Genomic DNA, 26,832 nt, shown 5'->3' with positions numbered 1-26,832 from the left:
GTTCGCATTCGGAGCGGGAGGTTCGATGGGGATTCTTCGGCCGGTCAAGATGCAGAAGATCGGCATTGTCGGTCTGAAGGAGGACCGCGAGGCCGTCCTCACTACGCTCCACGACCTCGGGGTCACCCAAGTCGAGACCGTCAGCGCCGATACCCTACGGTACCTCGACCCGGAACGTGGCAATGAGCTCCAACGGGTCGTGGGGGACGAGGCGCTTCGCTTCCGGGGACTCAAGAGCGCGCTTCCTCCCGTCCCCGTCGGGGCGGTCCAGACCTTCCAGGACCTCGACGCCACGCTCGCCGCCGCGAAGAACGTGCCCACGGCCGAGGTCGATGACACCGTCGGCGCACTCCAGCGTGAGGACGACCAGCTCCAGAGCGAGACCCGCTCGATCGGGGAAACCCTCGATCTCCTCGGAAAGCTCTCCTTCTACCACGCTCCGCTCTCCTACCTCGACCCGAAGAGCTACCTCATCTTCCTGGGGGAGACCGACCCCGAGACGTACGACGCGCTGCGGGCGGCGGTCCCGCCCGAGGCCGAGGCGATGTTCTTCGCCGGGGACATCCCGGGCCGGTTCCTCCTGCTCGCTCCACGCGATCAGGCCGAGATCGTCTCGCGCGTCGCCACGACGAGCGCGGTCAAGCTCTCCCCGATCCCCCACCTCCAGGGCACGGTCGTCGAAGAGCGCGCCCGCCTCGAAGCGCGCCGGGCGGCGATCGCCGAACGCCGGGCGGATATCCACGCGCGGCTGACCGTCATCTCGGCGAAGTGGTACCCGACGGTCGCCGGTCTCGAGGAAGCGCTCTCCATCCAGAACCGGCTCTTCGAGGTCTACACCAAGCTCGGCGCCGGCCGCGTCACCTTCGCCATCGAGGGCTGGACCCCCCAGCGTGACCTGCGGCGCCTCGAGGCGGCCGTGGACCTCGCGAGCCATCAGCGCGCGCATTTCTACCTAGTTCCTACTACGGAGGAGGCGCCGACCCTCTTGGACAACCCACCGGGGATCCGGCGCTACGAGTTCTTCATCCGGTTCTACTCGCTCCCGCAGGCCGACGAGTGGGACCCGACGTTCGTCTTCGCGATCGTCTTCCCGATCTTCTTCGGCTTCATGCTCGGTGACTTTGGGTACGGGCTCGTCATCCTCGGGGTCTCGATCTGGATGATCTGGGGGTTCCCCGGCGCCCAGCACCTGCCGAAGAAGGGCCGCAACTTCGTCAAGATGATCATGGGCCCGAAAGGGATGCAACAGCTCGGCTACGCGCTCCTCCCGGGGTGCGCCATCGCGATCGCGCTCGGCCTCGTGCTCGACGAGTTCTTCGGGTTCACGCCGCTGCACACGTACTTCGGCTACGTCGCACCGATCCAGCCCGGTGTGAACGTGGGCCTCTTGCTCCTCGTCGCGGGGTTCATCGGGCTCGGGATGGTGACGCTCGGCTTCCTCTTCGGCGCCCTGAAGGAGTACTTCCACCGCCACATCCGCGGGACCATCGCGAAGGTCGGCGGAATCGTGTTCGCCTGGGGGATCGCCTTCCTCGGGCTCTCGGTGATCTACAAGACCGACACGTTCTCCCACCCGCTCTTCATCCTCTACCTCGCCGCCGTCATCGGCGGCCTCGTCCTGATGGTGGCGGGCGAGGGGATCCAGACGGGTATCATGGGGCTCATCGAGGTGGTGAGCCACATCCTCTCCTACACTCGTCTCGTGGGCATCCTGCTCGCGAGCGTCATCCTCGCGAGCGTCATCAATTTCATCAGTTTCCACCTCATCCACCACGGCAGCTTCCTCATCGTGGTCGGGCTGCTCGTCCTCATCATCGGCCAGTCGTTCAACGTGATCCTCGGGGTCTTCGAGCCCGGGATCCAAGGCGCGCGTCTGATCTTCGTGGAGTACTTCTCCAAGTTCTACACGGGCAACGGCCGACCGTTCCGCCCGTTCGGCGGGAAGCGGACGCACACCACGGCGGCGCTCCTGGAAGCCACAGCCGCGAGCGCGGTCGGGACCTCGCCGATCGCGGGGCCGTTCATCCCATCCTCCGACGCGCCCCCCGTCCCCGCGTAGAGCGGGGAGCCCCTTTGCCTTAGAGGCGCGGGGAGACGAGCAGCGGTTGGATCCGTTCCACCGCCACTCCGTAGATCTTCCCGAAGGAGATCCGGCGCAGGTCCGAACGTTCGAGCTCGGAGAGCAGCAGGTAGGTGAAGATGCCCGCGAGCGACAGGGGGTACGTCCGCATCCTCTTCGCCTCCGCGACCGCGCGTTCTCGCTGGAGCACCGCCTCGAAGCCCGTCAGGCTCGCGTGATCGGCGTATTCGGGTAGCCCCTCGGCGAGGGTGGGGAAGCGGACGGTGAGCCGCTCGACGAGCTCGGGGACGTTGCGGGCCCCGTACGGGTCGGCGGTCGCGGAGGAGGCCATCGTGCCCCCGTCGATGAACCGGGTCATGACCTGGTCGAGCGGGAGTCCGACGTCCTTGCCCTTCAGGAGGAGGAGCGCGTTGCGCACGTCGATCTCGCTCTGGAGGAACTGGCGCACGACCCACTCGTCGCCCTGGAAGAACTTGGCCGCCTCGAGGACGTCGTGGTAGTACTGGACCGTGAGCGCATGCAGGAGCGGGAAGATGTCGTGGCTGCGCGAGTACTCCTCCACGAGCGGGAGCAGCGCGGCCCCGTAGCCGAACTTCACGAGCTGGTTCGCGATCGCCTCCACGCTCGGTTGGGCGAGCAGGTTGCGGAAGTCGTCCAGCGTGAGCTTCCCCGCGATGAGGCCCGCGGGCGTGTCCCGGCTCGAGACGAGCTCCTGCTCGGTGTCGCCGACGGATCGGCCCTTCGCCTTGGAGGCGAGGATGAGGCTGATGTTCTCGATGTCCCACCGCCGAAGGTACGCTCCGACGACGGGCCGGCCGGAGAACGGCGTCGCCTCGAAGGCGTGCCGGTTGCGTCGGACGAACGTACGGTTCACCGCGATCTCCATCAGCGCGATGCCCTGGTGGGTCGCCCGGACCTGATTGAGATCGAAGGAGTACGCCGTGCCGTCGAGCATCTTGACGATCTCGCCGACGTCCTTCGCGGCGAGCATGCGGGCGAAGAGGTCCTTCGGCAGGAAGGCCGTGAAGTCCGCCCGCAGGCGGCCGTGGGAGCTCGCGTAGGGGTTGGCGCCCATCGTCCGTCCTACGCCAGGAGTTCCCGAACCCGGTCCTCGCGCAGCCGCAGCAGCTCGTCGAAGGAGAAGTTGAGGCGACGGCTCCCGTCGGGGGTCTCCGCGATCAGCCCTCCGAGCATCGTACGGGGAGTCGGATCGAACGATCCGCCGGCGATCGAGCGGATGCGTTCCGCGTCCTCCGAGCGACCGGAGATGCGCACGGAGGCGCCGAGCTCCTGGCGTGCGGCGGCGACCATTCGCTCGAGGACCTTCGGGTACTCGGGGGACTTCGTGTACTCGCGCAGGAGGTCCCGCGTCTCTCCGATTGCGTCCGTGAGGCGGGTCTCGCGAGCCTCGTAGAGGCCCTGGCGGGCCTTCAGTTTCGCGGCCGCGAGGCGCTGGGCACGCTCCCGGCTCGTCTCGATCTGGGTCGCTCGCGCCGCTTCGGAGCGGATCGCTTCCAGACGTTGGTCTCGCTCGTTCGCGATGCGCGCGGACTCGGTCTTCGCCTGCGCATCGGCCGTCGTGATCTCGAGTTCCGCGCGAGCGCGGATCTCTCCCACGAGGCGTTCGAGGCTCATGGCCGCGGCGCCCTTAGAGGATCCCGAGCAGCAGGATGATCCCCAGCACGAATCCGATGATCCACAGCGTTTCGGGAATCACGAAGAAGAACAGGACCTGCCCGAACTTCTCCGGCTTTTCGGCGATGATGCCCATACCGGCCGCGCCGATCCCGGATTGGGCCATGCCCGTTCCGATCAATCCACCTGCGATCGCGATCCCCGCCGCCAGTGTGGCATACGCATCCACCGCCATTCGACTCGACCCCGCGCACCACTCCGGGCCGGATATATAAGGCGAGCCGCCGCCGGATCGATTCCCCGCCGGTGGTAGAGCGAAATCCGGGGGCCGGAACGGGGATCCGGGGACCCCTATGCCAGAGCGTTCGCGATCCGTGTCCGGCGAGTGAGTTCGATCGCTCCGGCCCACGCGGCGAACCCCGCGAGGTAGGCCGCGAAGCAGACCACGCAGAACGCATTGATCAGGGCGAGTTCGACGTAGAGGAAGTAGAGCGCGAGCCCGATCCCGGCGGTGGTGAGGGCGAGAAGCCCGTAGGCCCCGAGGTTGTCATCCGGTCGGCTCTCGGCCAGGGCGTTCACGACCATGATGCCGATGAATCCTCCGATCCCCCAAGCGTAGTCCGGGATCCAGAGGAAGGTCGTCTTCCCGCTCGCATCGACGGCCGAGCAGGAGAAGAAGGCGCTGTACGAGCAGACCGACCGGAGCGCGGTGTCGAGGAGTTCCGCCGCCGCGAAGATCGAAATGACCATCCCGATGCCGGCGGCGAGGTAGACGACCGTGCGGACGGTACGGGTCTGCATCCTTGCCTTACGTAATCTGGTTCACGTCCGCTTGGACGGCGGAGGTCGTCGCGGCGGACCATCCGTATTGGGTCGATAACTGTGAGACGGGAGTCCCGAGCACGTGCGCGATGAACGCTATGATCCAGTACGCCTGGAAGCTCACCTGGTTCCAAGCCGGACCGCTCTCGTTCGCGACCTGCTGCTTCACCTGGTTCGCGCCGCTCCCGCTCGTGCTCGCGTAATTGTAAGCGGCGAGGTTCCCGGGTGGGTTGATCTGACCGGCGTGGACGATCTGACCGTTGATCACCATGAACGGGATTCCGCCGCCGGAATACGCGCTCACGTACGCCTGCTGGTAGCAGTTGGCCGTCCCGGGGAAGTTGCCTTGCACGCCCGAGGTATCCTCTGAGACCTTCCAGCTGATCGAAGAGGAAGCGACGGCCGCGTTCGCGAGGATGATCTCCGGCGTGCCCGGGGCGGTATCCGTGAGGCTCGAGAACCCCGTCTGAACGTTCGTCACGGACGTGGAGTACGACGTGAGCGCCTTCCATATCGACCAACTCGCCGCCGAACAGTACGGACACCAGGTCGCGGCGTAGAAGTACACGATCGGTTTGCCGCCGTCCTGCCACGGCGCCATGCCTCCGGATTGCCAGGCAGGGACGCCCTGGGAGGGCTGTCCGCTCGCGGATTGGGTTGTCAGGGAGGAGGAGGGTGGCAGGTACGGGCACCCGTAGATCAGCGAGCCCGCGAGGCCGATCACCCCGGCGATCGCGATCCCTCCGACCACCCCCCAGATGAGGGTTCCGCGGAAGACCTTCGTCCAGCGCTTGTTGGAGCGTAGAAGCCCGACGGCGAGCAGGATCACCGCGATGGCGAGGGCGAGGGCGAGCCAGGGGATCGCCGATACCAGGAGTCCTACTGGAGAGGGGGCCACGTAGGCGATGAGGAACCAGATTCCGAAGATCGGGGTCAGCAGGTACCCGGCTCGGGCGATGGACCATTTGCGCTCCACGCCGGGGTCGGCCCTCTTCGTAGGAGCCGCGGGGGCCTCTCGCCCCGCTCGGGACTGGCGCCGGTAGTACAGTCGACGGAGCGCGGGTCCTGCCTGTTGGACCGAGCTATCGGGGTGGAAGGAGACCTTGGGATCGGCGGCGATCCGATTCCAGTCCCACCCTTTCTGCTTGAGTTCCTCGACCCGGTCCCAGTCGACCACGCCTGCGGGAGACGGGTAGTGTATTTCCACCTTTACGTCGGCCGGCGCCTGCCCTCTCTCGCCGTCCGATGGCCCTTTGACTCCTTTGTGGGTAGGTCTCCCGATGCGCCTGACCTTCCTCGGCACCGCAGGCTCTTGGCCCACCAAAGAGCGCTCCGCGAGCGCGATCGCGCTCGACACGGAGCGCGAGCTCGTCCTGTTCGACTGCGGGGAAGGAACGCAGCGTCAGTTCTTCCAGTCCACAGCATCGTTCATGCGGGTGCGCCGCATCTTCATCACCCACTTCCATGGGGACCACTTCCTCGGCCTCCCCGGCCTCGTTCAAAGCATGAATCTGAACAACCGGACGGAGCCCCTCGACATCTATGGCCCTCCGGACGCGAAGGAGATGGTCGAGCGGGCGCTGCACCTCGGCTACTACACCCAGCGATTCCCGATCCAGATCCACCCTCTCGCCCCCGACCAGACGGTGGAGCTGGACGGATACCGCATCCGAACCGCGCACGCCGAGCACCCGGTGCCGACCATCGCCTATCGGCTCGAGGAAGGCCCCAAACGCGGACGGTTCGACGCAGAACGGGCCCGGGCGATGGGGATCAAGGGAAAGGACTTCGCTCGGTTGGAAGCGGGCGAACCGGTCCACGTAGGAGACCGAATCGTCCACGCGGCCGACCTCCAGGGACCGCCACGGCCGGGCCGCTCGATCGTTTACTCGGGGGACACGAGTCCCTGCGAGGACATCCGACGCCTCGCCCACCGCGCGACCCTTCTGATCCACGAGGCCACGACCTCCTCGGACATCGAGGCCGAGGCGAACAAGTGGGGACACTCCTCTGCCCGCCAAGCCGCCCAACTCGCCAGCGACGCACAGGTCGAGACCCTGTTCCTCACCCACTTCTCCTCCCGATACAAGGAGGTCGGACCTCTCGAGACCGAGGCCCGGGTCATCTTCCCCTCGTCCCAAGCGGCGCGCGATCTCCTCGATCACTTGATCCGGCAGCCATGATCCGCGCCGATCTCCTCGTCACTGGGATCGGGGAGCTCGCGACCCTATCCGCGGGTCCGGTCCCACGCATTGGGGAGAGGATGGAGGATCTCGGACTCCGCCACGATGCGGCATTCGCGGTCCGAGACGGCCGCTTCGCCTGGATCGGCCGCAATCGAGCGGTCCGCCGAGAGATCCGCCTCCGCCGAGGGGGGGCGCACCTGGACGCCCGAGACGGCACGGTCGTCCCGGGGTTCGTGGACGCGCACACCCACCTCCTCTACGCCGGGGATCGGGCCCCCGAGCTGGCTCTCAAGATCCGGGGTGTTCCGTACGCCGAGATCGCTCGCCGAGGCGGGGGGATCTACTCGACCGTGCGCGCTACGCGCCGGGCCTCGTCCGCGATCCTGCTCGCCTCGGCCGAGGATCGGATGCGCCGGATGGCGCTCTTCGGCACGACCGCGTTCGAAATCAAGAGTGGCTACGCCCTCTCGCACGCGGGCGAGCTTCGCCTGCTGCGCCTGATCCGTCACCTCGCGTCGCGGACGGGGTTCGAGGTGGTGCCGACCTACCTCGGCGCGCACGCCATCCCTCCGGAGTTCCGTGGGCGGGCCGATGCCTACGTGGATCAGATCACGCGCCGGACGCTGCCGATCGTAGCCGCGGAGCGACTCGCGCGGTTCTGCGACGTCTTCTGCGAACCGGGGTTCTTCAGTGTTCGCCAGTCCGAGCGCATCCTTCGGACGGCCCTCGCTCTCGGCTTGGGGATCAAGATCCACGCCGACGAGTTCGCCCTATCGGGCGGCGCGCGACTCGCGAGCCGCCTCGAGGCCCATTCGGCGGAGCATCTATTGGAGGACGGTCGCCCAGAGTTTGAGCTCCTCGCGCGGGCCGGCGTGACGGCGGTGATCCTGCCCGTGACCCCATTCGCTTCCCTCGCCGGTCGGGCGAGCCCCGGTCGGGCGCTCGTCGACGCCGGCGTCGCGGTAGCGCTCGGCTCGGACTGCTCTCCGAACTCCTGGATCGAGGCGATGCCGCTCGTGCTGGCCCACGCCGTGTACAGCGCCCGGCTCTCGCCGAGGGAGGCGATCACCGCCGCGACCGTCAACGCCGCGCACGCCTCGGGCCTCGCCGACCGGGCCGGTTCGATCGCGGTCGGACGGAGCGCGGACTTCGCGCTCTTCGCGCTCGATTCCGCGGATCGCATCCCGTACCGGATCGGGTCGCTTCCGGCCCTAGTTTATCGTCAGGGAATTCGTACTCCACCGCCGTAAATGGGAAGACAGCTCTAAATAGGGGGGCCAATCTTCTCGCCGGTGAGGCCTGTAGCATGGCGGAGAAAATCGGCAAGGAGCAGATCAAGCGAGAGAACGGATACCTGTACTACCTCGGGAAGGACGGGTACCTGTGGAAGACCCCCACGAAGCTCAACAAGAGCGGCCGCAAGGCGAAGGTCGGAACGGAGAAGATCGTTCGTCAGGCCGGCTACATGTACTTCTTGGACAAGAAGGGCTACATCGCGCGCGCCAAGATGAAGAACGCCTGAACGGAACCCCTTACTTTCGAAGGGACCCTTCCTCCGGGAAAGGTCCCTCCCCCTATTTTTCTCCCGAGCGGTAAACCACCGACTCCACTCCATGCTTCTCCGAGCGACGGTTTAAGCCCCCGAGCCCTTCGCTCCGGGTGAAGCCATGGTCTGCCGCAACGATTCCGGCGATCCCCGGAAGTGCGATCGTTGCGGCGCCTACCTCTGGGTCGCCGAGGAGGGGATGTTCTGTGGGGACTGCGGCGTCCTCATGCCGTGCACCATGCGGGTCCTCCCGCCTCCGGCCACGTCGGCCCCACGTACGCCGTCGCGATGACGACGGAACGCGACGAACGTGACTCCACACGCCAAAATCGAGACGACGAGGCAGAGCTAAGATATACCGCGTCGCTTCTGCTCAGTGTTGGAGGGTTCACGTCGGGTGTCCCGCGCATCGGCGCCCGCGTTCCATCTCACTGCCTCACGGCGTGAAACGCCCGTTTCTCGAGGGCGTTTCGCGGCCTCACCGAGGTCGAGATAGCGCGCGGAGTCGTAGCGCCGGTGACCGCTTGCGGTCCGACATCCGCGTTGATCCTCCGGGAAGAGGCCTGTACATGGCACTAGCAAAGAAGCGAGCCGCCCCCTCGAACGAGGAGGCCCACAGCCGACCGACGACCGCCTACGGCGACGAACCGATCCCGGTCCCCCGCCTCACCCCGAGGGGGAAGGCCGCGTTCGACACCGTCGAGTGGAGGAATTACGACGCGGTCATCAAGAACGCCGAGGGCAAGACGATCTTCGAGCTGAAGGGAATCCACGCTCCGACGTCGTGGTCGGACACCTCGATCAACATCGCCGCGTCGAAGTACTTCCGCATCATTCAGGGCCGCCGCGAAGACTCGGTCGACGGCATGATCCGGCGCGTATGCCACTGGATCGCTCGCAAGGGCCTCGAACTCGGCTACCTCGATCTCCCCGAGGAGTCGACGCAGCTCGAGGAGAGCCTCTCCTACCTCATGGTCCAGCAGATGGCGGCGTTCAACAGCCCCGTCTGGTTCAATGTCGGGGTCCGCGAGCCGCCCCAGTGCTCGGCCTGTTTCATCCAGTCGGTCACCGACGACATGGATTCGATCCTCGCCCTCGCGACGAGCGAAGGACGCCTGTTCAAGGGCGGCAGCGGCACGGGATCGAACCTCTCGCAGTTGCGCGGCAGCCACGAGCACCTGAGCGGAGGTGGGATCGCCTCGGGCCCGGTATCGTTCATGCGTGCGTTCGACGCCCTCGCCGGCGTGATCAAGTCCGGCGGGACGACGCGCCGCGCGGCGAAGATGGTGATCCTCAACATGGATCACCCCGACATCGCCGAGTTCATCGACTGCAAGGTCAAGGAGGAGGACAAGGCCGCCGCGCTCATCCGCGAAGGATACAGCGCGAACTTCGATGGCACCGATCCCGATTCCGCGTACGCCTCCATCGCCTACCAAAACGCGAACCACTCCGTCCGCATCCCGGACGCCTTCATGGAGGCGGTGAAGCGGGACGGCGAGTGGAAGACGTACAATCGCACCGACCACGCCATCGCGAGGGCCTACCAGGCCCGCGATCTCTGGCGCAAGCTCGCCGTCGCCGCCTGGCGCTGCGGCGATCCCGGCGTGCAGTTTGACGACGTCACGAACGATTGGCACACCTGCGCCAACTCCGGGCGCATTAACGCCTCCAACCCGTGCAGCGAGTACTTGTTCCTCGACGACACGGCGTGCAACCTCGCGTCGATCAACCTGATGAAATTCCTCGATGCTCGAGGAAACTTCGACATCGAGCTATTCCGTCAGGCCACTCGCACGATGATCTTCGCGATGGAGATCCTCGTCGACTCGTCGAGCTATCCCACGGCCGCGATCGCTCAGAATTCTCACGACTTCCGGCCTCTCGGTCTCGGGTATGCGAACCTCGGTGCGCTCCTGATGCACTACGGACTCGCCTACGACTCCGACGCGGGCCGCTCGCTCGCGACCTCGATCTCCGCGGTCCTCTCCGGGGAGGGCTACCACATGAGCGCCGAGATCGCCAAGCGCGTCGGCCCGTTCGCGGGGTTCGACAAGAACCGCGCCCCGATGCTGCGCGTCATGAGCAAGCACTCCGCGGCCGCGGGCAAGATCCCGGCGAACGATCCGCGCCTCACCTCGTTCGCCCGGGTCGCCGCGGACCGCTGGCACGACACGGTCAAGGCCGGCGAGCTCTGGGGCTACCGCAACGCTCAGATCTCCGTCATCGCCCCGACCGGCACGATCGGCCTATTGATGGGCTGCGATACTCTCGGGCTCGAGCCCGAGCTCGCGCTGGTCAAGACCAAAAACCTTGTCGGAGGCGGCGCGATCAAGATGGTCAACCGCACGGTCCCCGACGGGCTCGTCGCGCTCGGCTACTCTCCGGCGGAGGTCCAGCGGATCGTCGCACACATCGAGAAGAACGGAACGATCGAGGGGGCGCCGGACCTGAAGCCGGAACACCTCAGCGTGTTCGACTGTGCGCTCGCACCGATGGGCGGCCACCGAACGATCGGCCCGCTCGGCCACCTGCACATGCTCGGCGCCGTCCAGCCGTTCCTATCGGGAGGGGCCTCCAAGACGATCAACCTCCCGAACGACGCGACGGTGGAGGACATCGAGAAGATCTACCTCGAGGCCTGGCAGCTGGGGATCAAGTCGGTCGCGCTCTACCGGGACGGCTGCAAGGCCTCCCAGCCGTTCGAGACCAGCAAGGGCACCGCGAAGGTCGCGGGCGGTCCGCGGGCGCCCCAGCGCGAGCGCCTCCCCGACGAGCGCAAGGCGATCACGCACCACTTCCAGGTCGGCGGCCACGACGGCTACGTCACGGTCGGGCTGTACCCCGACGGGCGTCCCGGCGAACTGTTCTTCCGGGTCACGAAGGAGGGCTCGACGGTCAACGGCCTGATGGATTCCCTCGGGATCTCGATGTCGATGGCGCTCCAGCATGGGGTGCCGCTCAAGGATCTGGTGCGCAAGCTCGCCCACATGCGCTTCGAGCCCGCCGGCGCGACCAACAACCCGAAGGTCCGGTTCGCCAAATCGATCCCGGACTATGTCGCCCGCTGGATGGCGATCGAGTTCCTGACCGAAGAGGAACGGCACTCCATCGGGCTCGACAACCCCTCGGAGTTGAACGGGAACGGTCACGGGGGCATGCCGACGTCGGCCTCGGTGGCCCCGACCGTGCGCCTCGACGTCAAGCCCCTCGATGCGTTCGTCCCGCCTCCTCCCTCTACGGGAAGGATGTCGGAGGACGCTCCGTCGTGCCACATCTGCGGCGGGATCATGGTGCGCAGCGGGACGTGCTACGCATGCACGGTCTGCGGGGCGACCAGCGGTTGCTCCTAGGCACGCACTAGATCGTCGGCGTGGCGCCGGACGCTAGAGGTTCGGCGTTCGTGTCCGAGGGGGCCGTCGCTCCCCGCGTGTAGTTGCGGAGCGCGAGTGCGACGATCAACGCGAACAGCGATATCCCCGCGAGGAGAGCGTAGGCGACCTGGAACCCAGCGACCGTGTACATCGGATTCCCCTCGAAGGTTCCCGAGGCGAGCGCGACCAGGATCGAGGTGACGATGACGGGCGCGAGCGCACTGCCGAGGTTGCGGAACGTCTGGTTCATGGCGGTCTGCACTCCGAGCTCGCTCGACCGCACGCCGAGCACGATCACGTTCGAGACCGCGATCAGCGCGGCGGTGTTGCCGGCGAAGAGCAGCATCGGCGCGATCAGCATCAACAGCGGGACGGGAAATCCGCTCCCGGTCGAGAACGTGCTCTGGCTCGGGTCGGCGATCTGGGTGAGCAGGAGCCCGCCGATGGCCATCAGGGCGAAACCCATCAGCAGGACCGGTTTCGGTCCCCAGCGCGAGACCCATCGGCCGAAGAGCGGCCCCAACACCAGGATCGAGATGGCGCCGGGCAGCACGATCAGCCCCATGATGAACTCCGGCTGCGCGAAGCCGGGCGGATACGGCAGCTCGATGAGGTAGGTGTTCGTGGTGAACGATAGGAACATCGTCGCTCCCACGACGAACCCATCGACGTTCGCGACGAGGATGTTGCGCGCGCGGAGCGAAGCGAGCCGTATCACCGGCTCTCGGGTGTGCCCTTCCCAGTACGCGAAGAACCCCAGGAGGAGGACGCTCGCGAGGAAGAACTCCGGCGCGCCCCAGGGGACCGGACCGAAGTAGATTGACGAGAAGTTCGTCCAACCTCGGACCGAACCGTCGCTGATGCCGAGCATCAAGGCCGCGATCCCGAGCCCGAGGGCCGTGATGCCGGGAATGTCGATGCTCGAGGCCGTTCGGCTCATCGACTCCGGAACCTTCCACGCCGCGAGGAGCGGGAGGAGGATCGCCACCGGGACGACCGTGTGATAGGTGAACGTCCAGCCGTACGTCTGAGCGAGGTAGCCGCCCCCGACCAGGCCGAGACACGCCCCCGCCGCGAACATCGCGCTGATGAGGCCCTGGGCCTGGCCGACCCGGTCGGCCGGGAACAGTTCGGGCAGCATCGCGAACCCGAGGGGCAGCATCCCCATGCCGATCCCTTGGACCGCCCGCAAGCCGATCAGGAGATAGACCTGGTCCGCGCGCGAGACCCCGAACGCCGCTCCGATGTTCGGGGAGAAGCCCGCGCAGAGCACGGCGCCAGCGTAGATCGCCATTGCGACCAGCATCATCTTCTTCTTGCCGTAGATGTCGCCGAGCTTGCCGAAGATCGGGGTCGCGATCGTCCCGACGAGCAGGTACGCCGAGAGGATCCAGGCGATCGTCGTGTCCGATGGGTGATCGAAGAAGTTGTAGAACGTCTCGAAGGCTGGGATCACCATCGTTTCGACGTAGGTGATCATGAACGTCATCCCGGCAATGATGACGAGCGCGATCAATGCCTGGTGGCGATCGAAGCGGCGCCCGCCCACGGCGGCGAAGACGGACGCGGATGCGCTCGTCGCGGTGGGGAGCCCTCCCAACTCGATCCCCGGGCTGCGGCCGCGGCCCGGGGCTCCTTAGGGATCCGCTAAGATAATCGCTTGCCCGAGGAGAGCGCGGCCGAGGAGCCGGGAGAGGCAGGATGAGCGACCTCGGGCCACGCCCCTTCGCCGGGCCGGGGGCTCGGCGGCGCTCCGTTGGGCGTCCCCGCATCCTCTCGCGTTCCGTCGGCCGCGAAGCGGTAGTTCCTCAGTGCGAGGCTGAACCCGAAGCCCACGACGCCGAGAAGCGTGACCGCCGCGAAGCAGGTCTGGAAGCCGGCGTCGGTGAACCCGCTGACCGGGATCGTGCCCCCCGAGTAGGTCAAGAGGTAGGTCGTGGTGAAGCTCGCGAGGATGCTCGCGACGAGCACCGGGCCGATCGCGGAACCGAGGTTGCGGAACGTCTGGTTCATCCCCGTCTGGATCCCGAGCTCCTTCGGTGAGACCGACAGGACGATCACATTGGACATCGCGATCAGCACGCCGACGATCCCGACCAGGACGAGGATCGGCAGGATCACGACCGCGATCAGGATGTGGTTGAGCCAGATCAGGCCGAAGCCGCCGATCGAGATGAGCGCGAAGCCGAGCATCATGATCGGCTTGGGGCCGACACGTCCGACCCTACGTCCGAGGATCGGGCCGAAGGTGAGCATCCCGAGTGCGGCGGGCAGCGTGAGCAGTCCCATGGTCAGCGGAGTGAACCCGAAGCCGGATCCGGTGTAGCCACTCAGCGGCCCGAGCGGGCTCGACCCGGTGTTGAGCGTGTACTCGAACAGGATCGTGTCGGACACGAACATCAGGAACATGGCGATCCCTACGAGGAGCCCGTTGACGTTGCTGACCAGGATGTTCCGGATCTTGAGCGAGGCGAGACGCACGACCGGTTCCTTCGTCCGATCCTCCCACCAGATGAAGAACGCGAAGCCGACCGCGGCGAGGATGAAGAACTCCGGAACGCCCCAGGGGAGCGGCCCGAGCGAGGCCCCGTTGAAGTTCGTCCACCCCCAATCCGCTCCTTCCGTGATCCCGAGTAAGAGCATCGCGAGACCGAAACCTAGGCTCGACACCCCGGGAATATCGACCGACTCCTTCACGAGAGTCGGCGACTCCCGCAAGAGGAGGGCGGCGGCCACGACCAGGATGATCGCGACCGGGATCACCGTGTGGTACGTCACCTGCCAGCCGTAGCTCTGGGAGATCCAGCCGCCGCCGACCAATCCGAGCGCGGCGCCCGCCGCGAACATCGCTGAAACGATCCCCTGCGACTCGCCGACCCGGGCCGCGGGGAAGACCTCGGGCAGCATCGCGAACCCGAGGGGGAACATCCCCATCCCGATCCCCTGGATCGCACGAACGCCGATCAACAGGTAGATCTGGTTGGGGGTGGAGACCCCGAGCGCCGAACCGATGTTGGGAGTGAATCCGGCCACCGTGACCGCGGCCGCGTAGATCGACATGGCGACCAGCAGCATGCGCTTCTTGCCGTAGATGTCCCCGAGACGGCCGAAGATCGGGGTGGCGATCGTTCCGACGAGGAGATACGCCGAGACGATCCAGGTGATCGTCGCCGTCGACTGCGAGGTAGCGGGGAGTCCGAAGAACGTCTGGAACGTGGAGAAGGCCGGCAGGACCATCGTCTCGACGTACGTGACCATCAGTGCCATGCCGGCGATGATCACGAGGACGACCATCGCCGTGCGTGGATTGTAGACGCGACCGCCGGCGGCGGTCATCACCGGCGCGCTCGCGGAGACGTTGGAGGTTGCCTCGGGGCTCATGGATCAACCGGGGAGATGGAACGGGTTCCCGCGGAGGCAGATAATCGTTGTTGGGCGTACACTTCCCGAGGTAACGAGGTCACTTCGGGTGCTCGGACCGGCCCACTAGAAGGCGATCCGTGCCGTCGGCTAGCGCAAGGCATAGCGCGCAAGATCGAGGACGTCCTTCCAGACCGTACCCGGGGCCGGCACCGGCCCGATTTCCCAGACCGCCCTCAACGCCCCGTCGGGGAACCCCTCGATCTCGCCTGCGGCGACCGGATCGAGTGCGTGCGGGAGTCCGCGACGATCGACCTCGAGGACCAAGACGAGCGCTCCGACCGGCCCCGAGTCCACGATCATCTCACGGCCCGACACGGTCTCTCGTTCTTCGACGCGCGCGGGCTGCTCGTGCAGGGTGGCGATGCGGGCCCGGGGACTTCCCCCTTCATTCGGCACCACCGACTGCCACTGGATCGACCGGCCTGCGTTGCGGAACCGGTCGATGATGCGCGGATCGATGACCGGCGGGGACCCGAAGCTCATGCCGCGCTCCGTCGCCCGTGCCACAAGCGGCAGTCCGGCCGGACCGCGCACGGTCCGCAGATACGGATGTCCCGCTCCTTCGGGCAGTCTCCCGAGATCCCCGTGTGGCAGAGCACGAAGTCGAACTTGATCGGGTCGATGGGATCGATCTGGCGCAGGGCCTGGGTCACTTCCTCGACCGTGGTCCACGATCGGGTCCGCCGCTGGGTCAGCCCGAGATTGTAGGCGATCCAGTGGACGTGCTGGTCGAGCGGGACCCGCAGCTCTCCCGTGGGGACGGTGTGCCAGTATCCGAGATCGGGGTAGCGCGCGCGGACCATCCAGCGCACGAAGAGGGTCAGTCGCTTCGCCGGACTGTGGCTCGGATCGAGCGGGCTCGGAAAGAGCTCTCGGTAGCCGCGGGGAGGTCGCGGGCCCCGGGAACGGGTGGGCGAGCGCAATCGTCGTGCGAGCGCATCCAATCCGTCCGCAAAGCCCCCGTCCCGCATCCCGTTTGCGAATATCGACTCGAGCGTCTCACCCGACGCGTAGATCACTTCGAGACGGTCGGAGAGGTACGCGAGCTGATCGCCGCGGATCCATCGATGCCGGAACTCGCGCAGCCGGTGCCGCCGTTCGACGGAGGGGATCGTTGCGATGAACGAGCCGAGGTCCCCATCCGCGGCATCCGCGAGCCGGCCGATCGCCCCGCGGATCGCGGTCGTGTTCCCGATCGCGAGCGTGGCGGCGAAGATCCCCGCGATCTCCCCGCGCCGTGGGTCCAACGCGAGGGGACGTACCACCGAGATCGGGTCATCGGCGAGCGACCGATCGAAGGGGAAGCGGTCGTACAGGACGCGCAGGTGATCCGCGAACTCCGGGGTCGGCCGATGCACGCGGACCATGGAGGATGGACGGCGGATCGAGATTTACCCTTGCCCCGAGCCCCTCGATCGGCGCGGGCCCATCGCATAACTACGCCGATGGCATGGCCGGGAGGTGAACCGCCCCGGGATGGTGATCGATGGCATCGATCGAGCGTGGCTGCTCGAGGCGTCCCGGAAGGACCCCGTCCGGCATGCCTACGCCCTGTGGGATCTTGATCACGAACCGATCCGGGCCCGGTTCGTCTCCTATCGAACGGCCCAGACGACCTTGGCCTACCTCCTAGTGTGGTCGGGCGATCCGAAAGCGACCATCGTGCACTGGGTCGGACCCGGAGACGAGGCCGCGGCGCTGGCGTCGGCACTTCCTCCGCGGCCGGTCGTCGCGGTCGTACCGGAGGAGGCGGGGGCCCGGGTTCGAAGCGCCCTCGCTCCCGTCGAGGCGTACTCCGTGCTCCGACTCGTAGCGGAGCTTCCCCGGACCTCGGTCTCGGCCTCGCCCTCCTCGGTCCGTGCCATGGGCGCGCTCGACGCCGAGCGACTTCGCGCGTGGGCCGGGACGATCGACAGTCCGCTCGTGAACGGGTATCGAACGTTCGATCCGGCCGTGAACGTCGCGTGGGGCGCGTTCGAAGGCGACCGCATCGTAGGGGCGGCCTCCGCCGGTGTCCGGCTTCCCGACATCTGGGTCCTCAATGGCATCTACGTCGAACCCGGGGCACGCGGTCGCGGGCACGGCGCGGCCCTCACGGCCGCCGCCATGGCCACCGCTCGTGCCGCCGGGGCCCGCCCTACGCTCTACGTGCGCGAGGACAACGACCCCGCCCGCCGTATGTACGAGCGCCTCGGTTTCCGAACTCTCGACCGGCTGGCATGGATCGACGCCGGCGCCGACCGCCCCCCGTAGGGTCCGCGGCGATTCCCCAACGCCTATGCCTTGAGGGAGCGTACCGACGAGGGGATCCGAATGCCGACCAACGCCGAGGCCGCGGAGATCCTTCGCGCCATCGCCGACCTCCTCGATCTCGAGGGAGAGCGATTCAAACCCGAAGCCTACCGTCGGGCCGCCCGTTCGATCGAGACCTTGACGGAGGACCTGAAGGTGGTCGCGGAGCGCAAGGAGCTCGATACTATCCCCGGCATCGGGGACGCGATCGCGGAGAAAATCCAGGAGTACCTGAAGACGGGCCGGATCGCCTACTATGATCGCATCCGATCCGAGGTCCCGCCGGGAGTTCTCGAACTGATGCGACTATCGGGGGTGGGGCCGAAGACCGCTCGTCGGTTCTGGGTCGAGCTGCACATCACGAGCCCGAAGGAGCTGCGGGAGGCGATCGACGCCCACCGTCTGGAAGGGGTCTCGGGCATCGGTCCACGGAAGATCGAGCTCCTGCGGTCCGCTCTGGGCCCGACCGCCGCGAGCGTGGGCACGCGCATTCCTCTGACCGAGGCCTATGTCGTGGCGCAACGGCTCCTGGCCGCGATCCGCGCGACAGGGCGGGTCGAACGGATCGAGGCCGCCGGAAGCTTGCGTCGCCGTCGCGAGACCATCGGGGACCTGGATCTGCTCGCCTCCAGCCCGGATGCGAAGGGGGTCTTCGACGTCGTGTCGGGGCTTCCCGGGGTCCATGAGGTGCTGCTCCGGGGAGAAACGAAGGAGACCGTTCGCCTGGATAGCGGACTCCAGGTCGACGTTCGCGTGGTCGCGTCCAACGAGTTCGGCGCGGCGCTCGTGTACTTCACAGGATCCAAGGACCACAACGTGCACCTGCGCACGATCGCTCGCGATCGAGGACTGAAGATCAACGAGTACGGGATCTTTCGGGGAGAAGAGCGCGTTGGGGGCGCGACCGAGGACGAGGTCTACGCGGCCTTGAAGCTCGCATGGATCCCGCCGGAGTTGCGCGAGAACCGTGGTGAGATCGAGGCCGCCGCGGCCGGGACCCTTCCGGAGCTGGTCACCGAGCGGGATGTGCGTGGGGAACTCCATTGGCACGTTCCTCCGAACGCTACAAGAGAGGACGTCGAGGCGACGCTCGCCGAGGCCCGACGGCGACGAATGGAGTACGTGGGCGCAGTCGTCGCCGGCACCTCGGTCGAGGGGGGATCGGTGAAGATCGAACGGGGGGCCCTGAAGCGGCTCGGGGAACTCCACGGAAAACGACCCTCGGGGATGCCGATCGTCTGGCTAGTCGGGGAGGTGGCCGGAACGGGGGCCGGACCCGAAGGGATGGAGCTCGACTATCTCGTTCGGCGACCCACGAAAGGCCCCGCGCGCGCTTCTCGCAAGGCGTTCTTGCCTACCCTCCTCATCGCCCACCTCGATCCGACCGCGCCGTCCACGGGCATCGGCAAAGAGCTGCGGGCCTGGATCGACTGGGCGGCGGCCCACGACGCAGCGCTCGAGATGGGCCCCGGTCCGAATCGCCTGGACTCGATCGGGGGCGGCGAAGTTCGCGCGCGCAACGGGACCCTCGCGATCCCCACTGGGCTCGGGAACTCGCCAGACGATCCCACGTTCCCGGTCGCCCTGGGATTGGCCCGGCGTGCACAGGCGAACGCCGCCCAGATCCTCAATGCGCGGAGTCGGGCGGAAATCGAACGGCTCCTCGCGCCGCGAGCGACGCAGGAGAGACGCGGGTGAGCTCGGGGCCTAGGAGGCGACCATGCGCTCGAGCGCGCGGCGGGCGCGTGCGGCCACGTCCGGCGGCACGTCGATGACGTGGCGCATGTCGCGCAGAGAATCTCGGATGTCGCCGAGATCGATCTCCTTCATGTACGGACAGATCGTCCCGGCATCGATCGGCAAGAACCGGGTCGTCGGGTTGATTTGACGCATCCGATGGAGGATCCCCACCTCGGTCGCCACCAGGACCACCGGGTCGTGGGTCTCCTTCGCGAACTGGACCATCCCGTCCGTCGACAGCACCCGGTCGACGTGCGGGAGCGCCTGCGTGGAGCACCCGCACTCCGGGTGCGCGAGGACGGTCGCACGGGGATGCTCGGAACGGGCCCGCGCGAGGTCCTCCGGGCGCATCTTCGCGTGGACCGGGCAGTCCCCGACCCACAGGTGCATCTTGCGGCCGGTCTGGCGACGGACGTAGTCCCCCAGGAACATGTCGGGGAGGAAGAGGATCTCCTGGTCGGCCGGGATCGAGTTCACGATGCGGATCGCGTTGGAGCTCGTGCAGCAGTAGTCGGACTCGGCCTTGACGTCGGCCGAGGTGTTGACATACGCCACGACCGCCGCCCCGGGATGCTCGGACTTCCAGCTCCGCAGCTGCGGGGCCGTGATCGAGTCGGAAAGCGCGCACCCCGCCTTGAGGTCGGGCAGGAGGACGGTCTTGGTGGGGTTGAGGATCTTCGCCGTCTCGGCCATGAAGCGGACGCCCGCGAAGAGGATCACGGGGCGGTCCGCTTCCATCGCGGTGCGCGACAGGTACAAGGAGTCCCCGACGTAATCGGCGATGTCCTGCACCTCGGGGCGCTGGTAGTTGTGCGCGAGGAGGACGGCGTTGCGTTCCTCCTTGAGCCGGCGCACCTCGGCCTCGAGCGACATGGCTTCCCCGACGTTCTAGTTCGCGTCGCGTCTTAAGCCCGGTGCGTCGGGCGAACCTGCATGCGGAACGGTAGCGCGGGAGCCGAATGGGTGAGGGCCCCGAGGCTCAGCGCATCGGCGCCCACCCCGGCGTACGCTCTCACGTTCTGAGGCGTGAGACCGCCAGAAAGCTCGATCCAGCGGCCGGAACGAAGACCGACCCGTTGGAGGGCACCCACGATCGCTCGCGCGCGGGCGGGGGTCGCGTTGTCGATCAGCATGCGGGAGACGCCGGCCCGGGCGACCGCGATCGCTTCTCGAACGTTTCGCACTTCGACCTCGATCCTCGGGGTTCGGCCGCGGGGAGATCGGACCCGGGCGAGGGTCGGACGAAGCGGGACGAGCGCGAGGTGGTTGCTCTTCACGAGCACCGCGTCGGAGAGGTCCCGCCGGTGGGGGTGACCCCCACCATGAACGACCGCCTCCTTCTCGAGATCCCGCAACCCCGGCGTGGTCTTGCGCGTCGCCCAGATCTGAGGGGGATGGGGCGCGGAACGTACGCGCTCGACCGTCTTCGCCGTCACGGTCGCGATCCCCGACAGGTGCATCAGATAGTTCAGGAGAGTCCGCTCCACTCCCAGCATGTGACGGGCGTCTCCCCGTAGGACGAGGACCACGCTCCCGCGGCGGAGCCGACTCCCGTCCCGAAGCGCCCGAACGACCCGCAGGCGCCCGATCCGAGCGCATGCGAGGGCGGGCGCCATCCCGGAGAGGCGGCCCGAGGCCTGGGCGACCACCCGTGCCTCGGCGGGGGCGGGGCCGTGCAGAACGAACGAGGTCGTCCGGTCGGAGCGAAATCGGTCTTCCTCGAGCGCCGCCCGTGCGGCTCGAGCGACCGACGAACTCTTCGACCCCACCCGGCGGTGCCGCGGTGCCATCGTTCGGAGAGCGGATGCGCGATAATTACGCTGGTGCCTTCGTCGCGGGGAGGAACGGAAGGGGAACGACCTCGGCGGGTACCTCGCGTCCACGCAGTTCCAGTTCGACCTGCGTGCCCGGCTGCGTATACTCCTTCGGGAGGTATGCGAGCGCGATGCCGACGTGCAGGTTGGGAGACAGTCCGCCGCTCGTCACGGTCCCGATCGGCTGCCCCGCTCGATGGACGGGGGTCCCGTGGCGGGGGACGGCTCCCTCGGAGTTGACGCGCAGGCCCACGAGGCGCTCGGCGGGCCCCTCCTTCTGCTCGGCCTCCAGGGTCTCTCGGCCCACGAAGGGATGATCGAACTCCACGAACCGATCCTGGCCCGCCTGGATCGGCGAGCGATTCCGCAGGAACTCCTGGCCCGAGAGCAGGTAGCCCTTCTCCAGGCGCAGCGTGTCGCGCGCCCCGAGCCCGCAGGGAAGCGCCCCGCCCTGGACGAGGCGATCGGCGACCGCCCGCGCGCGATCTCCCCGTAAGAACAGCTCGTAGCCCAGTTCCCCCGTGTATCCGGTACGGCTGACGAGGATCCGGTGCTCGAGATCGCCCGGGATTGCCCCACCGATCGTTCCATCGTTGGCTCCCGGACCCCCCCGCTCCGCGGGGAAGAACCGGCTTCGGTAGAAGCCGAGACCTGCGAGCGACCAGCCGAACTCCTTCTCGAGCAACGTCCGCGACTTCGGACCCTGGACCGCGAGGATGGTCACGCGACCGTTCCACCGCTCGATCGTGGCGTCGGGGTGGCGGTGCTGTTGGAGGATGAGCTGGATCTCGAACGCACGGCCGGCGTTGGGGACCACCAGGTACGATGAGGTCGGTCCGGTACCGGCGTCCAGACGCGTGATCAGGAGATCGTCGACGATGCCGCCGCCCATCTGGAGGAAGAATCCGTACTTCACCTGTCCCGGGGCGATCTTCTCGACGTTGATGGTCGTTCGGCGGGAGAGCAACGCAGCCGCGGTTCCGCCGGTGACGGTCAGGATCCCCATGTGACCGACGTCGAACAGGCCCGCTCCGGATCGCACCGCCGTGTGCTCCGCGATGATGCCCGAGTAGTACAACGGCATCTCCCAGCCCGCGAACGGGACGAGATGACCCCCGTGCGCGCGGTGGAACTCGATCAGCGGTGTCTGCAACAGCTTCACCGCAGGTGCGGGACCGGCGATCTCCGTCATGTTACGATCTCCGTCAATCGCTCGGCCTCGAGGGCGCGGCGGATCTCGAGAGCGATCCGGCGACCGGAACTCATCGGACCCCGGTACAACGCGTTGCCATACGGGTGTCCGAGGGCGAGGTGCACGTTCGTCCCACCGCCGATCCGGGCCGCGACGTCGAACACGATCGGGTGCGCTTCGCGGTCGATGCACGTCTGCAGGCAGAACGGTCCGATGATGCCGGGAGGGTAGCGGGTCCGTGCCGCGTCCACGAACTTCTCGCCCATCCGGAAGATCTCCTCGAGGATCGACTCGCGCACCGTCAGGGTTCCGTGACCGACCACGGTGAAGTCCGGTATCCGTGCGGATTCGTGCAGCTCGAGCTGCTGCGCGGCGGGCAGGCGTACGAGGCCGTCGAGCGTGCTCTCCCGCCGCTCGTCGACGCCGAGCAGTTCGAGCGCCTCCTCGCGGGGGGCGAGGGGGGAGAAGAAGAAGTTGAAGTTGAACACAGGGCCGAGGACGTATTCCTCGATCCGCGCGGTCGCGAGGTCGGCCGGCATGATCGTACCCCGTGCCACCAGTGCGGCGGATTTGCTCCGGTATTCCTCGGCACTCGCCGCGGTGAAGAACCCACGTTCGAGCCGGCGCGTGGCGTGCGGCAGCTTCACGATCGAGAGCCGGTCGATCCGGTCGGGGGAGGGGATCGCTCGAGGGATCGGCACTCCGGCTCCCTCGAGCAGCGTGTAATAATTCTCTCGCTCGGTGCGCTCCTCGATGCGCAGCATCGCCCGCGAGCCGACGATGGGGACCCGGAACTCCTCCTCGATGGTGTCGATGGGGACGTAGGAGGAGAAGGCACGGTTCGGAACGAACAGGACCCCGCGTTCGCGCATCTTGGCCTGCTCGGTCGTATGCGCGAGATCCCGGAAGTGGGCGTACGTCCAGACCTCGTCGACGCACCCCCGGCGAGGGGTGCCGTCCGGACCTCGCAGGGTGCGGAAGTACCGGGCGTAGGTAGCGTCGCGGCCGCGCTCGCAGAACAAGAGGGAGGAGAACCCTTCCGTCACGGCGCCGTCCGCGATGTCGATCGCGGAATGCGATCCGACGGCGCCGATCCAGGGGTGCGGGGGATACTTCTTCGCGATCTCGGCGATCTCGCTGCGAGGGAGGACCATCGCTCCGGCACTCCTACAGAAGCTTAAGGGCGCGCGCGACGCGCTCCGGGGTCATGGGGAGCTCCGTCATCGCCGCGCCCGAGGCGGCGAAGATCGCGTTGCTCACGGTCGCGGGCACCGGGATGATGGGAGGCTCTCCGAGCCCCTTCGCCCCGTACGGGCCCGCGCCGGAGAACCCTTCCACGAAATGGACCTCGATCGGTGGGATCTCGCCGAGGGTCGGAATGCGGTAGTCGAGCAGCCCGGCGTTCGAAAGGTGCCCGTCCGCGGCCCACGTCGTCTCCTCCGTCAGGGCTGTGCCGAGGCCCATCGCGACCCCGCCCTCGATCGAGCCCTGTGCGGTCGGGAGATCAACGACCTTGCCGGCGTCCTGGAACGCGGCGTAACGCGTGACCCGAACCGCCCCGGTCTCGGGATCGACCTTGACCATCGCCACATGCGCCGCCCCCGTGAAATCGGTGTACGGGTAGAACGTTCCTTCCACGACCCGTGCGGTATCGATCTCCCCCGACGTTCCGTAATGCCGGCCCTCGCTGGTGAGTCCTCCGGCGGCGAGTTCCGTCTCGGTCAGGAGCGAGCGGATGCTCTCTCGGTGCCGACCGGACACCGCCACGAGCTCGCCGTTCTCTTCGGTGAGCTGCACGGAGTCGGCGGGGACCGAGAGTCGCTTCCCGAGCTCGTCCCGAAGGACGAGGGCCGCCTTCTGCACGGCCTGGCCGAGTGCGGCGAGCGTCCGGCTCCCAAAGACCCCCGAATCGAACGGGGCGGAGCGCGTGTCGTGGTAGTCGACCCGCACGCGGTCGCGCGATATCCCCAGGACCGTTTCGGCTACGGCCACGATCCCCCGGATCACGCTGCCGCTGCCGATCTCCCGCTCGCCTTCGATGATCTTCAGTTCCGTGGGCGATAGGACGAGCCGGGCCTCGCCTCCAGCGCCCGTCACCGTCGACCAGAAACCGACGCCCACGGCCACTCCCGTGTTGGGAGCGGCGTCCTTCCTCCACGTGGTCGCGAGCGCCCCGGCTCGTTCGAGGCATCGGTCGAGGCCGAACGGCCCCACCTTCTGGCCGAGATGCGTAAAGTCGCCTTCCTTCCAAACGTGGCTCCGTCGGAATGCTACGGGATCCACGCCCAAGCGAGCCGCGAGATGATCCATGTGCGACTCCTCCGCAAAGACGCACTGGGGAGCCATGGGGGCCCGATGCGGTCCGAGCGGGGGTTTGTTCGTCCGGAAGGCGTACCCCTCCATCTCGATCGCCGGGATCCGGTACGGGCCCAGGATGAACCCGATCGCGTACCCGGTCGTGAAGTCCCTCCCCGGGAGGGACGCGCCCGCGTCGAGCCGCCAGTGGACCCGTCGGCCGGTGATCCGACCTCCCTTCACCGCGCTCTCGATCCGCACGACCGAAGGGAGGGACGTCCGACCCAGTTGGAACTCCTCGCGGTAGCTCAGCGCGAGGCGGACGGGTCGGCCGCTCGCCCGCGCGAGCAAGAGCGCGTACGGCTCGACGAGCGGGGCTCCCTTGCCTCCGAAGGCCCCTCCGACCCAGGTCCCTTCCACCACGATGCGCTCCTCGGGCAGCCCCAGCATCGATGCGAGGTCCTCTCGGGCCCCGAACGGTGTTTGGGTGGAGGTGGTGACATGCCACACATCCCCCTGGATCTCCGCGATGCACGCGTGCGGTTCCAGGGCCACTTGACAGACGCCCGCGGTGCGGTACGTTTCCGAGAGAACGAAGTCCGCGGAACCGAACGCCGCGTCCAGGTCTCCGTGTCGCGCGAGCACGTGGGCGATGACCTCCGGGCGGTCCGGGCCCGGATGGGCGGGGTCGAATCCCTCGATCTCCTCGAGGGGAGGAAGGGGCTCCACGTCCACTCGAACGGCCCGAGCCGCGCGCCGGGCGAGTTCCCGGGTCGGCGCGGCAACGGCGGCGAGGGGTTGGCTGTGGTACTGGATCCGGTCGGTGGGAAACACCGGGCGCTCGGCATCTCCGGTCGCGCTCGGGAGCAATCGTGCAAGGTCCGTGGGGCCGATCGCGACCACTCCGTCGATCGCCCGGGCCGGTCCGAGATCGATCGAGCGGATCCGGCCGCGGGCCACCGGCGCGGGCACGAGGGCACCCCAGAGCATTCCGGGGACGCTCAGGTCCGTTGCGAATGCGACCTGTCCCCGCAGCTTCGCGTCGGCGTCAGGTCGGACCGTGAACGTCACGGCATCTCTCCGTGGACCCTGCGCACGGCCCGCACGATCGCAGCGTATCCGGTACAGCGACAGAGATTCCCGCCCAGATCCTCGGCGAGTTCCTCGGCGGATGCTTCCGCTCCGCGCTCCTTGAGCAGGGAGGTGAGGGCGACCACGAAGCCCGGGGTGCAGTACCCGCATTGCAACGCACCCTCCTTTTCGAACGCCGCACGCACCCGGGCCCCCGTGGGGTCTCCCTCCAACCCTTCCACAGTCGTGACCGCGGCCCCCGTGAATTCGTGCGTGAGGGTGAGGCACGAGAGGACGCTTCGGCCATCGATGAGAACGGTGCAGGCGCCGCAATCCCCCGTCCGGCACCCCTCCTTCGTTCCCTTGAGTCCGAGGCGCCAGCGCACGGTGTCGAGCAGGCGCTCGCCGACCGGCACCGTGGTCAGATCGACCGGGACGGCGTTGACCGTGAGGCGGGCGGGGGAGGCGGTCACGGAACCCCCGGAGAGGAGGGGTGAGCCCCCACGGCGCGGACGGCGCGTTGGAGGAGGGTCGCGACGAGCTGACGGCGGTACTCTTCGGTCGCACGCCGATCGGTAGCGAACGGCGCCCGCATCGACGCCTCCTGAGCGGCCGCCCGAAGCTCCGCGGCGCCCGGGAAGGGCCCCGAGAGGAGGCGCTCGGCCTGGGGAAGGAGCACGGGCCGTGGGACGACACCGCCGACCGCGATCCTCCACCCCTTCTGGGACGGCGAATACGCGACCGCCACGCCTACCTGCGAGATGTCGTTCGCGGGCCGGACCCGTTGCCACAGGAAGGCCGACGGGCGGGCCTCGGGGATCGCGACCGACCGGATCAGCTCGCCGGGTCCGAGGGCGGTCGTGCGAGAGGCCCGTACGAACTGGTCGACCGGAAGGGACCGCTCGCCCTCCATCCCGACGATATCGACCTCGCTATCGAGCGCGAGGAGGATCGGAATGAGGTCCGACGCGGGTGAGCTGCGCCCGAGATTCCCACCGAGGGTGGCCCGGTGGCGCAGCGCGACGCTGCCGACCGCTCGCACCGCCTGCCACAGGCCGGGGATGCGGCGACGCAGGTCGGGATCGCTCTCCAATGTTCGAAGGGGGAGCGTGCTTCCGACCCGCAGCGACTCGCCGGCCCAGGAGAGCGTCTTCCACGGGAGATGTCGGAGCGATACGACCCGCTTGAGAGGGATCCGCCGGCCCTCCAGGCCGAAGAGCACGTCGGTGCCTCCCGCGACGATCATCGTCTCACCGGGCTCTCCGAGCCGCAGCGCCGCCAATGCCTCATCGGTGGTGGAGGGCTGAACGAACGAGAACGCAGGCATTCCGGCCCATCCCAAGGTCGATTTTGGGATATCGT

The 26,832-nt window shown here is 67.6% G+C and carries 24 protein-coding genes; 8 read left to right on the top strand and 16 right to left on the bottom strand.

Annotated elements, in window-relative coordinates:
* Positions 1–25 precede the first annotated feature (25 nt).
* Entirely contained in the window at positions 26–2,059 is a 2,034-nt protein-coding gene (locus VMV28_05555) for a V-type ATPase 116kDa subunit family protein (protein HUZ80064.1), read from the top strand.
* A gap of 19 nt (positions 2,060–2,078) precedes the next feature.
* On the opposite strand, the gene VMV28_05550 is transcribed toward VMV28_05555, so the two are convergent.
* From VMV28_05550 to VMV28_05530, 5 genes are all read right to left on the bottom strand, one after another.
* Entirely contained in the window at positions 2,079–3,155 is a 1,077-nt protein-coding gene (locus tag VMV28_05550; GenBank protein HUZ80063.1) for a V-type ATPase subunit, read from the bottom strand.
* Positions 3,156–3,163: 8 nt separating this feature from the next.
* Entirely contained in the window at positions 3,164–3,715 is a 552-nt protein-coding gene (locus VMV28_05545; protein HUZ80062.1) for a V-type ATP synthase subunit E family protein, read from the bottom strand.
* Positions 3,716–3,728: 13 nt separating this feature from the next.
* A complete protein-coding gene (locus VMV28_05540; protein ID HUZ80061.1) occupies positions 3,729–3,950 on the bottom strand; it encodes an ATPase in 222 nt (73 codons plus the stop codon).
* A gap of 116 nt (positions 3,951–4,066) precedes the next feature.
* Entirely contained in the window at positions 4,067–4,516 is a 450-nt protein-coding gene (locus tag VMV28_05535) for a vitamin K epoxide reductase family protein (GenBank protein ID HUZ80060.1), read from the bottom strand.
* Positions 4,517–4,523: 7 nt separating this feature from the next.
* The gene (locus VMV28_05530) at positions 4,524–5,714 is read right to left on the bottom strand and encodes a DUF929 family protein (GenBank protein ID HUZ80059.1); all 1,191 of its coding nucleotides are present in this window, start codon (positions 5,712–5,714) and stop codon (positions 4,524–4,526) included.
* Positions 5,715–5,817: 103 nt separating this feature from the next.
* On the opposite strand from VMV28_05530, the gene rnz reads away from it, so the two are divergent.
* From rnz to VMV28_05505, 5 genes are all read left to right on the top strand, one after another.
* Positions 5,818–6,720 carry a ribonuclease Z gene (gene rnz, locus VMV28_05525; GenBank protein HUZ80058.1) on the top strand — a complete coding sequence of 301 codons (903 nt, stop codon included), beginning with the start codon at positions 5,818–5,820 and terminating at the stop codon, positions 6,718–6,720.
* Positions 6,717–7,973 carry an imidazolonepropionase gene (gene hutI / locus VMV28_05520; protein ID HUZ80057.1) on the top strand — a complete coding sequence of 419 codons (1,257 nt, stop codon included), beginning with the start codon at positions 6,717–6,719 and terminating at the stop codon, positions 7,971–7,973. Before rnz ends, hutI begins: the two co-directional genes overlap by 4 nt.
* Positions 7,974–8,029: 56 nt before the next feature.
* Positions 8,030–8,245 (top strand): hypothetical protein, encoded by a 216-nt coding sequence (locus VMV28_05515; GenBank protein HUZ80056.1) that lies wholly within the window; start codon positions 8,030–8,032, stop codon positions 8,243–8,245.
* Positions 8,246–8,390: 145 nt separating this feature from the next.
* Positions 8,391–8,561: a hypothetical protein gene (locus tag VMV28_05510; GenBank protein ID HUZ80055.1), complete on the top strand. Its 171-nt coding sequence runs from the start codon at positions 8,391–8,393 to the stop codon at positions 8,559–8,561.
* Positions 8,562–8,838: 277 nt separating this feature from the next.
* On the top strand, positions 8,839–11,622 hold the full coding sequence (locus VMV28_05505) for a vitamin B12-dependent ribonucleotide reductase (protein ID HUZ80054.1): 2,784 nt from the start codon (positions 8,839–8,841) through the stop codon (positions 11,620–11,622).
* Between the two features lie 7 nt (positions 11,623–11,629).
* On the opposite strand, the gene VMV28_05500 is transcribed toward VMV28_05505, so the two are convergent.
* The 4 genes from VMV28_05500 to VMV28_05485 form a co-directional block, all read right to left on the bottom strand.
* Positions 11,630–13,243: an MFS transporter gene (locus VMV28_05500; GenBank protein ID HUZ80053.1), complete on the bottom strand. Its 1,614-nt coding sequence runs from the start codon at positions 13,241–13,243 to the stop codon at positions 11,630–11,632.
* 47 nt (positions 13,244–13,290) lie between these two features.
* Entirely contained in the window at positions 13,291–15,024 is a 1,734-nt protein-coding gene (locus tag VMV28_05495) for an MFS transporter (GenBank protein HUZ80052.1), read from the bottom strand.
* 129 nt (positions 15,025–15,153) lie between these two features.
* On the bottom strand, positions 15,154–15,549 hold the full coding sequence (locus VMV28_05490; GenBank protein ID HUZ80051.1) for a hypothetical protein: 396 nt from the start codon (positions 15,547–15,549) through the stop codon (positions 15,154–15,156).
* Positions 15,546–16,433 carry a DUF2400 family protein gene (locus tag VMV28_05485; GenBank protein ID HUZ80050.1) on the bottom strand — a complete coding sequence of 296 codons (888 nt, stop codon included), beginning with the start codon at positions 16,431–16,433 and terminating at the stop codon, positions 15,546–15,548. The genes VMV28_05490 and VMV28_05485 overlap by 4 nt, the downstream gene beginning before the upstream one ends.
* 94 nt (positions 16,434–16,527) lie before the next feature.
* Here VMV28_05485 and VMV28_05480 point away from each other — a divergent pair, with 94 nt between their 5' ends.
* Together VMV28_05480 and VMV28_05475 are read left to right on the top strand one after the other, a co-directional pair.
* Positions 16,528–17,319 carry a GNAT family N-acetyltransferase gene (locus VMV28_05480; protein HUZ80049.1) on the top strand — a complete coding sequence of 264 codons (792 nt, stop codon included), beginning with the start codon at positions 16,528–16,530 and terminating at the stop codon, positions 17,317–17,319.
* A gap of 60 nt (positions 17,320–17,379) precedes the next feature.
* Positions 17,380–19,056: a helix-hairpin-helix domain-containing protein gene (locus VMV28_05475; protein ID HUZ80048.1), complete on the top strand. Its 1,677-nt coding sequence runs from the start codon at positions 17,380–17,382 to the stop codon at positions 19,054–19,056.
* Positions 19,057–19,065: 9 nt separating this feature from the next.
* On the opposite strand, the gene nadA is transcribed toward VMV28_05475, so the two are convergent.
* Genes nadA through VMV28_05440 form a run of 7 tightly spaced genes read right to left on the bottom strand, consistent with a single transcriptional unit; the run spans position 19,066 to position 26,797 of the window.
* The gene (gene nadA / locus VMV28_05470) at positions 19,066–19,971 is read right to left on the bottom strand and encodes a quinolinate synthase NadA (protein HUZ80047.1); all 906 of its coding nucleotides are present in this window, start codon (positions 19,969–19,971) and stop codon (positions 19,066–19,068) included.
* Between the two features lie 32 nt (positions 19,972–20,003).
* Complete coding sequence (gene nadC / locus VMV28_05465) at positions 20,004–20,888, bottom strand: carboxylating nicotinate-nucleotide diphosphorylase (protein ID HUZ80046.1); 885 nt, start codon at positions 20,886–20,888, stop codon at positions 20,004–20,006.
* A 25-nt stretch (positions 20,889–20,913) separates the two neighbouring features.
* Entirely contained in the window at positions 20,914–22,104 is a 1,191-nt protein-coding gene (gene gcvT / locus VMV28_05460; GenBank protein ID HUZ80045.1) for a glycine cleavage system aminomethyltransferase GcvT, read from the bottom strand.
* The gene (locus tag VMV28_05455; GenBank protein ID HUZ80044.1) at positions 22,101–23,258 is read right to left on the bottom strand and encodes a formate--phosphoribosylaminoimidazolecarboxamide ligase family protein; all 1,158 of its coding nucleotides are present in this window, start codon (positions 23,256–23,258) and stop codon (positions 22,101–22,103) included. Before VMV28_05455 ends, gcvT begins: the two co-directional genes overlap by 4 nt.
* A 13-nt stretch (positions 23,259–23,271) precedes the next feature.
* Positions 23,272–25,470, bottom strand: a complete 2,199-nt coding sequence (locus VMV28_05450; protein HUZ80043.1) for a xanthine dehydrogenase family protein molybdopterin-binding subunit — start codon at positions 25,468–25,470, stop codon at positions 23,272–23,274.
* A complete protein-coding gene (locus tag VMV28_05445; protein ID HUZ80042.1) occupies positions 25,467–25,943 on the bottom strand; it encodes a 2Fe-2S iron-sulfur cluster-binding protein in 477 nt (158 codons plus the stop codon). Before VMV28_05445 ends, VMV28_05450 begins: the two co-directional genes overlap by 4 nt.
* Positions 25,940–26,797: an FAD binding domain-containing protein gene (locus tag VMV28_05440; GenBank protein HUZ80041.1), complete on the bottom strand. Its 858-nt coding sequence runs from the start codon at positions 26,795–26,797 to the stop codon at positions 25,940–25,942. Before VMV28_05440 ends, VMV28_05445 begins: the two co-directional genes overlap by 4 nt.
* Positions 26,798–26,832: the final 35 nt, after the last annotated feature.

Source organism: Thermoplasmata archaeon (genome assembly GCA_035532555.1).
Taxonomy (GTDB): Archaea; Thermoplasmatota; Thermoplasmata; order Lutacidiplasmatales; family UBA184; genus Lutacidiplasma.
Note: the sequence above shows the minus strand (reverse complement) of the source record. Positions and strands in the feature narration are given on the sequence as shown.

Bases quoted from the DNA above. Each gene is read 5' to 3' on its own strand.
- VMV28_05555 (HUZ80064.1), top strand. From the start codon at position 26: ATGGGGATTCTTCGGCCGGTCAAGATGCAGAAGATCGGCATTGTCGGT.
- VMV28_05550 (HUZ80063.1), bottom strand. From the start codon at position 3,155: ATGGGCGCCAACCCCTACGCGAGCTCCCACGGCCGCCTGCGGGCGGAC.
- VMV28_05545 (HUZ80062.1), bottom strand. From the start codon at position 3,715: ATGAGCCTCGAACGCCTCGTGGGAGAGATCCGCGCTCGCGCGGAACTC.
- VMV28_05540 (HUZ80061.1), bottom strand. From the start codon at position 3,950: ATGGCGGTGGATGCGTATGCCACACTGGCGGCGGGGATCGCGATCGCA.
- VMV28_05535 (HUZ80060.1), bottom strand. From the start codon at position 4,516: ATGCAGACCCGTACCGTCCGCACGGTCGTCTACCTCGCCGCCGGCATC.
- rnz (HUZ80058.1), top strand. From the start codon at position 5,818: ATGCGCCTGACCTTCCTCGGCACCGCAGGCTCTTGGCCCACCAAAGAG.
- hutI (HUZ80057.1), top strand. From the start codon at position 6,717: ATGATCCGCGCCGATCTCCTCGTCACTGGGATCGGGGAGCTCGCGACC.
- VMV28_05515 (HUZ80056.1), top strand. From the start codon at position 8,030: ATGGCGGAGAAAATCGGCAAGGAGCAGATCAAGCGAGAGAACGGATAC.
- VMV28_05510 (HUZ80055.1), top strand. From the start codon at position 8,391: ATGGTCTGCCGCAACGATTCCGGCGATCCCCGGAAGTGCGATCGTTGC.
- VMV28_05505 (HUZ80054.1), top strand. From the start codon at position 8,839: ATGGCACTAGCAAAGAAGCGAGCCGCCCCCTCGAACGAGGAGGCCCAC.
- VMV28_05495 (HUZ80052.1), bottom strand. From the start codon at position 15,024: ATGAGCCCCGAGGCAACCTCCAACGTCTCCGCGAGCGCGCCGGTGATG.
- VMV28_05490 (HUZ80051.1), bottom strand. From the start codon at position 15,549: ATGAGCTTCGGGTCCCCGCCGGTCATCGATCCGCGCATCATCGACCGG.
- VMV28_05485 (HUZ80050.1), bottom strand. From the start codon at position 16,433: ATGGTCCGCGTGCATCGGCCGACCCCGGAGTTCGCGGATCACCTGCGC.
- VMV28_05475 (HUZ80048.1), top strand. From the start codon at position 17,380: ATGCCGACCAACGCCGAGGCCGCGGAGATCCTTCGCGCCATCGCCGAC.
- nadA (HUZ80047.1), bottom strand. From the start codon at position 19,971: ATGTCGCTCGAGGCCGAGGTGCGCCGGCTCAAGGAGGAACGCAACGCC.
- nadC (HUZ80046.1), bottom strand. From the start codon at position 20,888: ATGGCACCGCGGCACCGCCGGGTGGGGTCGAAGAGTTCGTCGGTCGCT.
- gcvT (HUZ80045.1), bottom strand. From the start codon at position 22,104: ATGACGGAGATCGCCGGTCCCGCACCTGCGGTGAAGCTGTTGCAGACA.
- VMV28_05455 (HUZ80044.1), bottom strand. From the start codon at position 23,258: ATGGTCCTCCCTCGCAGCGAGATCGCCGAGATCGCGAAGAAGTATCCC.
- VMV28_05440 (HUZ80041.1), bottom strand. From the start codon at position 26,797: ATGCCTGCGTTCTCGTTCGTTCAGCCCTCCACCACCGATGAGGCATTG.